The sequence below is a fragment of the Pseudoalteromonas piscicida genome (assembly GCF_002744175.1).
Lineage (GTDB): Bacteria > Pseudomonadota > Gammaproteobacteria > Enterobacterales > Alteromonadaceae > Pseudoalteromonas > Pseudoalteromonas piscicida_B.
Genome location: NZ_NKHF01000084.1, coordinates 36,493 through 48,642, shown reverse-complemented (window position 1 = coordinate 48,642; position 12,150 = coordinate 36,493). Strand labels below are relative to the sequence as shown.

The 12,150-nt window shown below is 43.0% G+C and carries 17 protein-coding genes; 13 read left to right on the top strand and 4 right to left on the bottom strand.

The window, feature by feature from the left end; all coding sequences use genetic code 11:
• Window positions 1–56: 56 nt before the first annotated feature.
• Window positions 57–302, bottom strand: a complete 246-nt coding sequence (locus CEX98_RS17685; protein WP_099643337.1) for a hypothetical protein — start codon at window positions 300–302, stop codon at window positions 57–59.
• 133 nt (window positions 303–435) lie between these two features.
• On the opposite strand from CEX98_RS17685, the gene CEX98_RS17680 reads away from it, so the two are divergent.
• Window positions 436–1,110 carry a hypothetical protein gene (locus CEX98_RS17680; protein WP_099643336.1) on the top strand — a complete coding sequence of 225 codons (675 nt, stop codon included), beginning with the start codon at window positions 436–438 and terminating at the stop codon, window positions 1,108–1,110.
• Window positions 1,111–1,153: 43 nt separating this feature from the next.
• On the opposite strand, the gene CEX98_RS17675 is transcribed toward CEX98_RS17680, so the two are convergent.
• From CEX98_RS17675 to CEX98_RS17665, 3 genes are read right to left on the bottom strand one after another with little or no spacing between them, the layout of a single operon-like run.
• Entirely contained in the window at window positions 1,154–3,820 is a 2,667-nt protein-coding gene (locus CEX98_RS17675; RefSeq protein ID WP_099643335.1) for a sensor histidine kinase, read from the bottom strand.
• Window positions 3,821–3,860: 40 nt separating this feature from the next.
• Window positions 3,861–4,394 (bottom strand): hypothetical protein, encoded by a 534-nt coding sequence (locus CEX98_RS17670; protein WP_143484356.1) that lies wholly within the window; start codon window positions 4,392–4,394, stop codon window positions 3,861–3,863.
• A gap of 8 nt (window positions 4,395–4,402) precedes the next feature.
• Window positions 4,403–5,035 carry a helix-turn-helix domain-containing protein gene (locus CEX98_RS17665; RefSeq protein WP_099643333.1) on the bottom strand — a complete coding sequence of 211 codons (633 nt, stop codon included), beginning with the start codon at window positions 5,033–5,035 and terminating at the stop codon, window positions 4,403–4,405.
• A gap of 31 nt (window positions 5,036–5,066) precedes the next feature.
• On the opposite strand from CEX98_RS17665, the gene CEX98_RS17660 reads away from it, so the two are divergent.
• The 12 genes from CEX98_RS17660 (at window position 5,067) to CEX98_RS17600 (ending at window position 12,106) form a co-directional block, all read left to right on the top strand.
• Window positions 5,067–5,396, top strand: a complete 330-nt coding sequence (locus CEX98_RS17660; protein ID WP_099643332.1) for a helix-turn-helix domain-containing protein — start codon at window positions 5,067–5,069, stop codon at window positions 5,394–5,396.
• 29 nt (window positions 5,397–5,425) lie between these two features.
• A complete protein-coding gene (locus CEX98_RS17655; protein WP_099643331.1) occupies window positions 5,426–5,845 on the top strand; it encodes a hypothetical protein in 420 nt (139 codons plus the stop codon).
• Window positions 5,846–5,859: 14 nt separating this feature from the next.
• The gene (locus CEX98_RS17650; protein ID WP_099643330.1) at window positions 5,860–6,774 is read left to right on the top strand and encodes a hypothetical protein; all 915 of its coding nucleotides are present in this window, start codon (window positions 5,860–5,862) and stop codon (window positions 6,772–6,774) included.
• Window positions 6,774–8,420, top strand: coding sequence for a Mu transposase C-terminal domain-containing protein (locus tag CEX98_RS17645; protein ID WP_099643329.1), 1,647 nt, complete (start codon window positions 6,774–6,776; stop codon window positions 8,418–8,420). The genes CEX98_RS17650 and CEX98_RS17645 overlap by 1 nt, the downstream gene beginning before the upstream one ends.
• A complete protein-coding gene (locus tag CEX98_RS17640) occupies window positions 8,417–9,655 on the top strand; it encodes an AAA family ATPase (RefSeq protein ID WP_099643328.1) in 1,239 nt (412 codons plus the stop codon). Before CEX98_RS17645 ends, CEX98_RS17640 begins: the two co-directional genes overlap by 4 nt.
• A gap of 9 nt (window positions 9,656–9,664) precedes the next feature.
• Complete coding sequence (locus CEX98_RS17635) at window positions 9,665–10,126, top strand: hypothetical protein (RefSeq protein ID WP_099643327.1); 462 nt, start codon at window positions 9,665–9,667, stop codon at window positions 10,124–10,126.
• 60 nt (window positions 10,127–10,186) lie between these two features.
• Window positions 10,187–10,537, top strand: a complete 351-nt coding sequence (locus CEX98_RS17630; RefSeq protein WP_099643326.1) for a hypothetical protein — start codon at window positions 10,187–10,189, stop codon at window positions 10,535–10,537.
• The gene (locus tag CEX98_RS17625) at window positions 10,534–10,941 is read left to right on the top strand and encodes a phage protein GemA/Gp16 family protein (protein WP_099643325.1); all 408 of its coding nucleotides are present in this window, start codon (window positions 10,534–10,536) and stop codon (window positions 10,939–10,941) included. The genes CEX98_RS17630 and CEX98_RS17625 overlap by 4 nt, the downstream gene beginning before the upstream one ends.
• On the top strand, window positions 10,919–11,110 hold the full coding sequence (locus tag CEX98_RS17620; protein WP_099643324.1) for a hypothetical protein: 192 nt from the start codon (window positions 10,919–10,921) through the stop codon (window positions 11,108–11,110). Before CEX98_RS17625 ends, CEX98_RS17620 begins: the two co-directional genes overlap by 23 nt.
• Window positions 11,103–11,498 carry a Mor transcription activator family protein gene (locus CEX98_RS17615; RefSeq protein WP_099643323.1) on the top strand — a complete coding sequence of 132 codons (396 nt, stop codon included), beginning with the start codon at window positions 11,103–11,105 and terminating at the stop codon, window positions 11,496–11,498. The genes CEX98_RS17620 and CEX98_RS17615 overlap by 8 nt, the downstream gene beginning before the upstream one ends.
• The gene (locus CEX98_RS17610) at window positions 11,495–11,716 is read left to right on the top strand and encodes a hypothetical protein (protein ID WP_099643322.1); all 222 of its coding nucleotides are present in this window, start codon (window positions 11,495–11,497) and stop codon (window positions 11,714–11,716) included. Before CEX98_RS17615 ends, CEX98_RS17610 begins: the two co-directional genes overlap by 4 nt.
• A 180-nt stretch (window positions 11,717–11,896) precedes the next feature.
• Window positions 11,897–12,106, top strand: coding sequence for a hypothetical protein (locus tag CEX98_RS17600; protein ID WP_099643320.1), 210 nt, complete (start codon window positions 11,897–11,899; stop codon window positions 12,104–12,106).
• The last annotated feature ends 44 nt before the right edge of the window (window positions 12,107–12,150 follow it).

Below are 12,150 nucleotides of genomic sequence, written 5' to 3'. Positions count from 1 at the left end.
GATGGGCCTTAGGCTCATCTTATAGCTCTGATTATGCTAACGTTAGCATATTCCAATTAACCAAAATCAAGTTTAAGTGTAGACACTTCTTTAACTCTCTTGCGTGTAGGGTCTTTTTCTGTAGCCTTGAGATTAATTTCAACATCAACTTCCTGGCCCAAAGTATAAATAATACTATCTACTAAATAGTAAGAGCCCTGATAATGAATGAACTCATTTTCCCTTGGAATGGCTACTAAATCTTGTTCGAAGTAACTTGGCTTTTCAGGTGAATTATTTATGAAAAACTTACTTTTAATCATTCTCTTTCCTTAAAATTTTTTATCTTACAAGTGGTAATCTTAAGAGAAGGTTATTTGAGCTAATTAACAAAAGCTAACCAACAACCTCATATCTACTATACTCACAAAACGCTAGATATAAAGGAGATAAATCATGGAAAGCGTATTTAAATTTGTAGAGCCAAAACAGGAAGCGGCACCACAGGGATTGATTAAGTTTTTTGGCTTAGAGCGATGGTGGCTCAATGAGATAGAGCCGTACGAGCGAAAGCGCATACACGACCATTACGACCCATTGGGTGGTAGCAACAAGATTGACGAAGGCAAAGTCCACAGGACATCAACCACCAAAGTTAGGTTCTTACAAACCTTAGCGGGTTGGTTCTTACGCAAAGAAGGCGATTTTGAGCTCTGCCAAAAGATCTTAAACAAAGCTGAAGACTCAGTAACCCCATACACCAGCTCTACCGACCTACACTTTTTGTACGGCCGCGCGGTTAAGTTTTACTACAAACATCGCAAGCAAGGTAACAACCTGCAAAGGGCTATTTTCTATTGCCAAAAGCAAATAGACAACTCGGCCAAGGCCATACTCTCAATGCAAGGCGAACATAAGGCCATGTTAAAGCGGTTAGACGAGTGGGGGATGCCACCAAAGGAAACGCCGTTTTATATACCATCGCATCGCGGTTATTACCAATTAGCGATTATCTATAAAAAGCAGCAGGAATGGCAAAAGGTGATCGACTTATGTCAACAGGCCGACGAACAAGGATGGGCAGGGGATTGGCAGAAGCGGATCGCTGAAGCTAAACAAAAATTGGGTTAGCGGCTGTTAAATTCAAAAACGCCTGAGTAATCAGGCGTTAACTCTAACTTTTTAATTTAGTTGTCATATCTGCGAGGTAGCTATCGATCTTTAACTTAAACGCAATCCGTACCTGAGTACCTTTCTTACTACTTAAGATATTGTATTTCGCCCCATTTTTGGTAGCAACATGCTCAATAACAAAGATACCTAGTCCAAATTTAAATTTCCGCTGAAACCAAGAACACCCTCTACCGTTGTCCATAATCTCAACTTGTAATTGCTCCCGAGCTTGTTCTACGTAAACTTCAATTATTTTAGCTTTTCCATGCTCTACAGAATTCTTCACCGCATGATAGATTACGGCATAAATATCTTGTTGAGTCTCACGCGTTAAGTTTGTGGTTTGCGCAACGGAGTAAAAATACTGGAAATCGATATCACTAGCTTCATATTGCAAAGATGCTTTAATCGCTTGCAACCCTTGCTCCAATGAACGCTTACCCAATACAGCGTTACCATGCGCCATAGGCACGAGCTGATCAATACTCTGATCTAAGCAAGCCAATCCATCTGCATGTTTATTTACATCAGGAATACTGAAACAAGCCTTTGCTTTTAACATCCAATGTAATGCTTCGTGCAGAGGGCTTAAAGTAAAGCCAGAATATTGCTCTTCAGCAATTGCTTTTCTTCGTCCGCTGATTACAACACCTGCAATAACACTTGACCCAATAACCAAAATAAACATAAGCAGTAGTCCGCCAATAAACCAATAGGACTGGTGCCACCTACCTTCAAAGTTGAGTTTGAATTCCTGTTCGCTCCATTGTCCGCCATCTTGCCTAACTCTTATGAGCAAATCATATCGTCCAGGTGCGATATTAGAAAATTCAACAACTCCATTTTCTGCTTCAAACCAAAGATCATCGATCTTATATTCAAACTTTAAATCCTGCTCAAAATCAAATGACGTGAAATAGAATTTAGTACGATCTTGAGCTTCAAGTTTATTAGGTAAATCAGTGAAAAAACCTTGCGAGTTCTCAACCCCTGCCAAGGCCAGGCGAGAAGTATCTTCCAAGTATTTGGTATCAAATGTTTCAATGCCATACTGACTACCAAACACAAGCTTCCCGCCATCAAGATATAAAGAGTTAGCGGTAATATTTAGTCCCTGAGTACTTTGAAAGAGCGACAGTTCATCTGTCATTCGGTATACACCATTAAGCGTACCTATATGAAGTGCTTCAGAGCTACTAGCCAAAGCCGTTATGCTTTGAGGTGTATCTAGTCGTGTAAGTATCTCACCATCAAATTCATAAAGCCCCTGCCCAAACGTTGCCACATAAGTTTTATTATTAAACTTCGCAAAGCCAATTATCGTGCGTAGTGATTCACCAAACCTTTTAATAAATCCTTTCTCATCTAAAATATAAAACCCGTTACCGGTTCCTATATAGAGCGTAGTATCGAGGTGCGCTATACCTGTGACTTCTTGAGTAGAAATTACTCCGTTGATATGAGCTGCGGCCTGCAAGCTGCCATCATCAATAATTTTGAAAACACCATCGTCATTTGTTCCGACTATTAATTGTTCGTTAACTAAGGCCAGAACAATTACATAACCATCATAGAGTTTTGTGGACTCTTTTGATTTTAATTCATACACGGTTAGGCCCTTTGACGTACCGATATATAATCTAGAACCTATGGCTTTCAGATCAGTAACAACATAACCATACTGACTAGGATCACCAATTAGAGTTGTTTTGCCACTATCTACAAGGAAAAGCCCACGTTCAGTGCCCAAGAACGTCCCATAACTAGTCTCTAGTTTCAAATTATATTCAGACGCAACTGGTGGAGGGAGATGCTTGCGTTCGCTACTTAGTATCTCAATTTGATTCGTGCCAATTAACCAAAGGGCATCGCTATGATCCTTAAATAGATACTTGAAAGGCTTACTTGTGATTCCAATGCTACTTTCCAATACACTAAAATCAAATAAACTCAGACGCATAAGTCGCCCTTCATGCTCTATCAACGCTGTATTACCATCTAGTTTGATCACAGTTGGATAGTTTGGCCATTCAACTTCCTTAGTTTTACCATGATTATCAAAATATTTAAGATAGCCATTGCGCCATGCTAAAAGTCCGTTTTCGCTTGCAGACATTCGAGAGAACTTAGCAGCTTCTTTATCGATCAAACTTAGTTCATCGCCGTCAAATTTATACAACCCCAAATTGCTATCAACATAGCCGTCTACAATTGCGGCTGCTTCCATATTTTTGCTAAAAAGATTAATTGGTAAAGCTTGAGTATCATTAAAACGAAACGCAGTAACTTCACCTGAATTGCTGCATACTAACGTTTGCTTTGAAAGTGCAAACCTCCAGCACGTATCTTTAGTCAATTGGTTTATTGCATAAGTTTTAAGGTCAGCTAGATAAATGCCTTGGTCTCCCATAGCAAATAGTAATCTATTTTGCTCAGGGAGATACTTTATGTCTTTCACCCAGTTGGAAGGGAGTGGGAACAGCTTATTTAGTGGTACATAGTTTAGTCCGTCAAATCGAAACCCACCAGTTTGAGTTGCTTGGTAAATATACCCGTCCTTGTCTTGGTCAATACCGTACGCGTAGCCCGCTGGCTCATTATTGGCGCTGCTGTATACACTGATAAATAGTGCAATCAAAGCAAGAAAAGACTTAGATAAACTGTCCATTTATTAACTGGGGCATTATTGCCCCAGCCTCCATATTAACTTAATTCGCGATAACGTAGTTGTTGTGTACTCTCGTGCCGCACAGCTGAATAATTTCAGGGGCTTTAAGTTTGTTACTTTTGGTAACTTCTTTGTTAGCGGATTGTATCACAACTTCATCATCTAAGTTAACTTTTTTGTCGCTCTTTAGGTGTACTTCATCGCTAGGCCAATCGTTGTTATTAAAATTATTTATCAACAACATAGTTGGCTTTCTTGGATCTTCAGGGTGGGCTTTAGTCTTCCAAAGTTGCATTACTTTCTTACCAGCATCGACTCCATACAGTTGGGTATAAGCTTGAGCAAGAAACTTAGCGCCTTCTTCGGTAGTTATAATTATCCCTGTTTTTTCAAATTTAGAGCCACAATCGAAGCTAATATCTGTATTTAAATGGCTCCCATCTGGAAGTAACAGAGTTGCATAAATATTTTGAACCTGCGCTCTATCAGGTAGTGGTTCAAGCGCTGTTGCGCTAAGACTAAGTGAACTAGATATTGAAAATACAATAAACTTAAGTTTTTTTAGAGTAGCCATTAACATTCCTATATTAGTTTCAGCGTACTCCTTGCTACAGCAGCTACAATCGCTTTATCTCGGCCATACTCAATCACTGCATCAATAAGAATGGGCGCTAAAGCTTTTCTAACTTCAAGGAGCCTTGCCATCGGTAATTTTCTATCCAGCACCTGATCCAACACTTCCTCTACAAACTGATTAATTGAAATTAACTCTACTTTCATTAATTCCTTGTCGTGAGTGCTATAAGTGTGTTCTGGCTCAGCTACTTGGTTTTTTACTTCACGTTGTTTTGAAGAGGATGTGCCAAAAAGCCAATCCAACGAAATATCTTCCCGTTGACACAACTTAATAATCGCTTCATAGGGCAGTGAACCTCTTTTACGAGCTTGGTTTACGGCACCGAGTGATAAACCCATTTCCGTAGAAAGTGCTCGATCACTGGTTACACCTAACTTCTCGGATAAACGTTCAACAACCTTATCAATGTCGATTTCTTCATTTTTTAAGTTATCAGCAATCATAAATACAATCAACTTCTTTTGTGGCTCACAACTACTTTTGTGAATCAAAATTAAATCTTGACATTCACATATGAGCACTGCTAATTTTAAAACCACATTTAAAGTTGATTGAGCAACTTCAAATGTAGATATCAAATACTTTAATAATTCTAGAGGTGTACTTTACATGAAACCTAACAGTAAACCCACTAAGTTAACTTATCAACAAATCAAAGAGAAGTTGGATGAAAAGGATATTCTTCTATCTGATATTGCTGAAGTTTTGGGTGTGAGCCGCTCCCATGCGTACCAAATAGCAAAGGGGCTTGGTAAGTCAAAACGTGTAGCTGAGGCAATTGCTAAATGCCTTGAATTGAAGCTTACAGACGTTTTTGGCGACGAGTATGAAAATGTACATTCGCGTTCAAAATCTTGCAGAGATAAGCGAAGAAATGAACTAGCAAAGGTACTAGCTCTAGACCCAGCAAGTTCATTTAGCAATGTTCCAACAAACTAAGCAAGGGCGAAATTAGGGGAGAACTTACCATGCAACTTACTAATTCTATTTTTTCTGCTCCAATAGCACCTGATTGCGATATCTATACACAGTTCCTGCATGCCGTGAATACTGCAGCCAGAACCAGTGGACTGACTAGACAAGGTATTGCAGATCGGATGAACCAAGCTTTAAAGACTAATGAAGTCGTAATTACCGAGGCCAAGTTAAATAAATATTTATCGCCTGCTACAGAGGTCTTTTTGCCTGCACATTACCTACCAGCTTTACTTTGGGCAATTCGTAACGTTGAGCCAGTTAACGTGATGCTATCGCCTATCATGTTTAAAGCTTTTGACCAACGAGCTCAACTTTTACAGCGACATGCGGAACTTGAGGTGCAAAAGCAAACGCTAGCTCAAACTCAACAAGAAATTCTCGAATCGCTATCTATACCTGACGAAGACTAATTTAAGCCGAAACCATGACTATCAAAGACCAAAAACCGTCTGAAATTCAGATTTTTAGTGACGAGGAGCAACAGCAACTAAGCACTAAAATCGAAAAAATGGCAGGGCACATACAACTTGTTATGCCGGATTCAGTTGATGAAGCATGGCAACTGGTTGTTCGCATGGAAGAACAAGCTCTGGTTGATACGGCTAAGCGAGGTCTACTGTACTTAAGTATTAAATCACATACTGAATACGGTGAATTTGACCAAAAGCTAAAAGAATATGGGATTCCTAGGCGTAATGCGTTTAATGCAATGGCGGTCTCAAAAATGTTTTTGGCGTTGCCAGAGTCAAAAGTGCAGACGTCTGCACTTTTAAACATGAACAAAAGCAAGCTGATTGAAATAGCGCGCTTACCTATTGAAACCGTCGAATCACTTGATGACGACGATTTAGAAACACTCAACGATTTATCTGTGCGTGAATTTCGTAAAGAAATTCGCAAATTAAAGGATAAACACACCGATCTAGAAGACACGCTGGCCCACACCATCAATGAGCTAGAGCACGAGCGCCTGCGCAAAGTGCCAACCACGCGATTTGATATGCCGGTGTTTGTAAGCGAGATCCGCAAAGACGCTATTTGTACCACCGAGCTATTAAACGACGCGCTGCAACAGGCCCAAGCAGGGGTAACGCAGTTAGTTGAGTTTCGCTCGCTTGATTTACCCGCACGCATTGCAGCGGCGCAAGTGGTGCACCACGCCTACGCCAGCATCTACACCCAAATAGGCACCATGCTCAGCCAACTACATATGGAGTTTGGTGAGTACGTGCAAGGCATAGAGAACTTACCCAAATTCGACGACGCCGAATGGCAATACGTAGACACCGAACGCGAGCGCCTACTTGAGTCGTTCCGCCTAAGTAAAGGAGACAAATAATGCATCCTGCCGTAGCTAAATTTAAAAACTTACCTAGCTTGCCTGGCACAAAGAACTGGAGCCAAGCCAGCGACAGTGCGCGTAAAAAAGCGCAGGCACGCGCTACCATTATTAAGCACTTAGCTGCCATGAACTGCACGTTTGAGGCCGCGTTTAACCAGCTAACGAGTAGCGTTAAAACTGGCCTTATTACCCCTGCCATACACCAAGCCATTAATGCCGTTGGCAAGTTGCCGTCTCGCGCAACCTTGTACAACTGGCACAACGCGTACAAGGAGTATGGCATGGAGGGGTTACTGCCAAATAATAAGGGTAGGGCGGCTAAACAGCCTAACTGGGCGCACCGTGCGCTTGAGTTATACCATGCGGTTAACTCTCCTAGCTTTGCTCAAGTGGCTGATCAACTAATTAAAGAGGGCTACAAAGCGGAAGACTACCAAGTACGCCGCTTTATTAATGGCCTACCGCATGAGCTTGGCCCACAAAGCCCGTATCGTATTGGTAACAAACTTTACCGTGAAAAGCACAAAGACCACCTCATACGCTCAACCGAGCATATTCCGCCGGGCTTTTTGTATAACGGCGATGGTCATACGCTAGACGTATACCTTGCACACCCAAGTACGGGTAAACCTTGGCGCGCAGAGCTAACTGCATTTCAGGATGTAGCCAGCCGCTGCATTGTTGGTTGGGAGCTAGGTGAGGCTGAGTCGTCAATCAGTACCCTTACTGCATTAACACGTGCAATTAGAACGCACAGCCATATACCAAGCATTTTGTATATAGATAACGGCTCTGGCTATAAAAGCCAAATGATGGCCGACGAGTGCACGGGGGTATATGCCCAGTTTGATATAGACACTATTTTTGCCATACCAGGTAACGCACGAGCAAAGTGGATTGAGCGCTTCTTTTTACATATGGAAGACCGCGTTGGTAAACGCTTTGCGAGTTATTGTGGCCGCGACCATAACGACCGCCACAAACAGCTAGTGCTTAAAGAAGTACGCCAAGGTAAACGCACCTTACCCACAGTAGATGAATGGGTTGCGGAGTTTACGGCATTTTTGCACGACTACCACAACAGCCCACACCCAGAAATAAAAGGCAAAACCCGCATAGAAGTGTGGGAAGAGGGGCTACAGCAAGACGCGCCGCCAGCCACCGACTTTGTGATTTTACCCCGTGAAAAGGTCAATGTGCGCCGTGGCCGTATTCGCCTACATAACCGCTATTACAGCGCTGACTATTTGCACCAGTTTAATGGCCAAGAGCTAGTAGCAGGGTATGACCTACACGACGACACCTTTATTAACCTGTACGAGAAAACGGGTGAGTTCATTATGGTGTGCCAGCTTAAGAACAAGTCACACGCTATTCCTACTTCTCGTATTGAGCAAAAACAAAGCGAGCGTTTGGTTAACCAAGAAAAACGTTTACTTAACCACTTAGCAGAAAAACAAGCCCGTGCGGCACAAAAGCGCATTGTAGACGTTGCGGCCGTTGAAGCATTAGCAGCCGACACCAGCGCCCTTACACACCAAGCCCCACAAACATACAGCATTGATATAAACGACTTTGCGGTTGACCTAGACGAGTACGAGCCAGAGCTAGCTGAAGCGTTTGTATTGGAGGATGACGAATGAAATTTACAGAGCACTACAGTGCAACCCAACAAAAACAAGTCGCGGTATTAAACGCCGAGATAGAGCTGTTTAACATTGCCGAGACAGAGTACTGCCTTGGTTGGCCATTAGCGCAAGTAAACAAGGTGCTAGCTGGGCAAAGCCCGGTAAAACCAAACAAAGTAGTTGATGCACTTTGGACCCACTTTTTTGGTGAGTTTGATGCTGAGCAACTAGCAGGCGGAACAGACATCAGCCCAACTTACTCAGAAGATGACAAGCTAGTGCTTGCGCGTATAAAAAAGCGGATGAAAGACAAAGAGCTAAGTGGAGAAGGCATTACGAGTAGCTCACTGGCCTCGCGTTTACGCAAAACTACGGGCATGGTTAGCCAGCTGTTAAACGGCAAGTACGCCGCCAACCCGAGTAAATACTTGCATGAAGTATGGAGTATTTTAGAGCCAACAACGGTAGACGAAAAACCCACAGAGCAGCAAGAACCAGAAGCTAAACCGCCTATTCGCATTCGTTATGGTGAAGTGCCCTTTGTAAAAACCAGCGTACCCACCCTGATTAAAACCGCGTGTGAGCAAGCACGAGACAGACGCCGCATTGCGGTATTTGCAGGGCAAGCTGGGCTTGGCAAAACCAAAGGCATTGAGCGTTATTGCGAAGATCACGACGACACCTTGCTAATTTACGGCAGCGAAGAAACCGCTTCAACCCAAGTGCTAGAGAGCCTAGCGATACAACTGGGTATTCCTAAAGCGTCTAACTACAAGCGATTGCAAAAAATCATTAATGCGCTAAAGGATTCTGAGCGGCTGATTATTTTGGACGAGGCCGACAAGTGCCGCCCCAATGCACTAGACCCATTGCGTACCATTTCTGACCAAGCGCGCGTAGGCGTTGTATTGGTTGGCAACATTAAGCTCATCGACAAGCTACAAAGTGAAGAGCGCTACGAGCTGATTTCAAGCCGTGTGTGCTTTTGGCCAAGCCCAGTTGGTGAGCTGCCAGTCGCAGACATAAAAACCCTGTTTTATGAGCTAACCCAAAACACCATCACCATTGCTGAAGACAACGACAAGTGGTGGCAATGGCTACATAAGCGTGTTGAGGGGAACGCTCGCATGCTGGTTGAAAACCTTTTACCACACTTGCTTACCCATATACGCAAGAACCCAAACAAGAAAGTAGACCGCCTAATGGTGAACTCTATCTTCTCTGCGATTTTAAACAAACCCACTATTTAAGGACTTAACATGACTATCATATCAACACTTTATGACTCCGCTTTTGAACAAGCTAAAGCAACTGGCCACTTTGCGGTGGTGTCTACAAATTTAGACGCTAACCAATACAAAGCGCATTGCGAAGAGCACTGCAAAAACAATGAAAATACAATGGTGATTGATGGGAAAGGCTTGGTCGCTAGCACGAACATGACGGAATTTTTAATACTACACCTTGGATTGGTTTCAGGCGAAAGTGAACACCTTGACCGTAATAGAGTTATCAAATCACTCATCAACTCAAAATTCATTTTCACCGTTTACAACGCTGACAAATGTCGTTCAAACACTTTAGAGCAATTAGCAGCAATTGCCGATGCCGCTCGTGTAGGAATGGTACTTCTTTGTACCACTGAATTTGCAAACGAACTAAAGACCTCAGAAAGATATCGTTTCATTGTAAACCGTACACTCACTTGGCTAGAGAGCTAAAACAAAACACAAAAGTAATCAGCCTTGCTGCAACAAGGCTAAACAACAGGAACAAACACTATGGCATTTTCAATCGAAGTAAACGAAGGTTTTTTTAGCGCCAAATTTGCGGTTAGCGATACCAAAAACAATACCAAAATGTTGGCGGCAATCTGTAAGCACGACACACAGGGCATTATTCTCGACAGCGTAAACGGCAACATTAAAGCAGCGTTTGCCATCCTCTTGGGTATTAAGCTATATGAATGCAAGCAGTTAGAAAAGGTAAAATCATCGGTAAGTTTTACCAACGAATTTACCTTGCATTATTCAGATATTGCCCGTTTACATACCAGTGACGACAAGCCATGGGATGTAAAAATCATTAAATTCAGCCTGTTACCAGACTTTACAATCGAGGAGGTAGCATGACGTTAGTCCAGCAAATTAAAGCCGCGCAGCACTATGCAAACATTAGTGATGATGCCCACCGCCAAAATGTATTGGAGGTGAGCAAGTTTCGCGTGGCTACGTGCACCAAGCTCACAACAGACGAGCGCAAATTGCTACTAAAGCGCTACCGCATGCTAAACCCAAACACGCGTAAACGTAAGCGCATGCCCTCAGCACTGCGCCATATTTACCGTCTTTGGGGATTACTAGCCAAAGCGGGATTGGTAAAGATAGACAGCAAACAAGCATGCGAGACGTTTTGTAAAAAGCACACTGACGGCGTGCCATTACAAGACGCTAGCGACAACTGGCAACAGCTGATTGAAATACTCAAAGGCTGGTTAGCAAGAGGGCAAGGCAATGGCAAACAGCAACAGCTTTAACGAATTTACGATTGTGGTAAACCGCGAGCGCTATAGCGAAAACCTAACCGCTCGCAAGCCAAGTAAAAAGGATATTGCGCTAAGCCGAGCCCGCCATCGTTTAGAGGCACTACAAGACAGGCGCGACATAGAGCGCGAATACAGCGTGGAGGGCCTGTTTGATGAGTGACTTAAACATTGACTTACGGGCGCTGCCTGCAGGCATTAGGCAGTTTGTAAAAGTACTAGGCGTTGAAAAAACCATTCAACTACTTAGTGAGCACCAAGGCCAGATGTTTTACATACCAAAAGCAGCCAACCCAGAGAGCCACTTTGTAAAGATATTTGGCGAGGAGATGTGCCTAGCACTGGCCAACTACGCAGAGACTCAGTACCAAGTGCCCATGCTAAACAAGGTATTAATCCAGCTGCGCGACCAGGTGATAGTTGAAGAGGTTAAAAACGGTGTAACCATTCAAGCCCTGGTTAAACGCTTTGGGATAACTCGCCAGTGGATCATGAAAATCCTAAACGAGCGCAACGCTTACAAGGAGCAACAGATGGAGTTTAAGTTATGAGTACAACACAGCACTATTATGACCGGTTAAAAGCCGCTGGCGTTCCCATGCATGAGTTTAGTTGCCCACATTGTAAAAAGCAGTTGCTAACGCAACAAAACAACACCGCATGCAACTGGGACACCCTTGCAAGCTGCCATCACTGCCAGAGGGTATTTTGGAAGATAACGGTAGCAGAGGGCCAAGGTGTTACCACGGCGGTTGCCAAAAGTGCGTAGCGATAATTTTGTATTGATAACGGCCAAGCAGTTAGCAGGCAAAAAAGCCATTAAACCGTGGATGTTTAAAATAGGCTTAGCCTTACTAAACAGCCACATTACAGAACGTAAAAACCTCGGTTTGCCCTTGTTCGAACTCGAGCAAGAGCTGGCCGAGGCTAAGAGAGAATTGGAGAACTTATGAATAAGATGACAGCAGAACAGTTTAATAGCAAATATCCTGTTGGCAGCTGCTTTATTTATCAGTCGGTAATAGCGTTGAGAGGAGGTGAGTCGGTGAATACAACGAGCGAGGCTTGGACAATGTGTAGCGGTGAAGTCGTCGTTAAGCTCAGGGGTAAGTCGGGTTGCTTTTCAATTGATCACTTAACTTTTACGGGAGCTAGTTAATTTATGACAGATAAAGCTAAGATAACTAACTTTTACGTCATCGC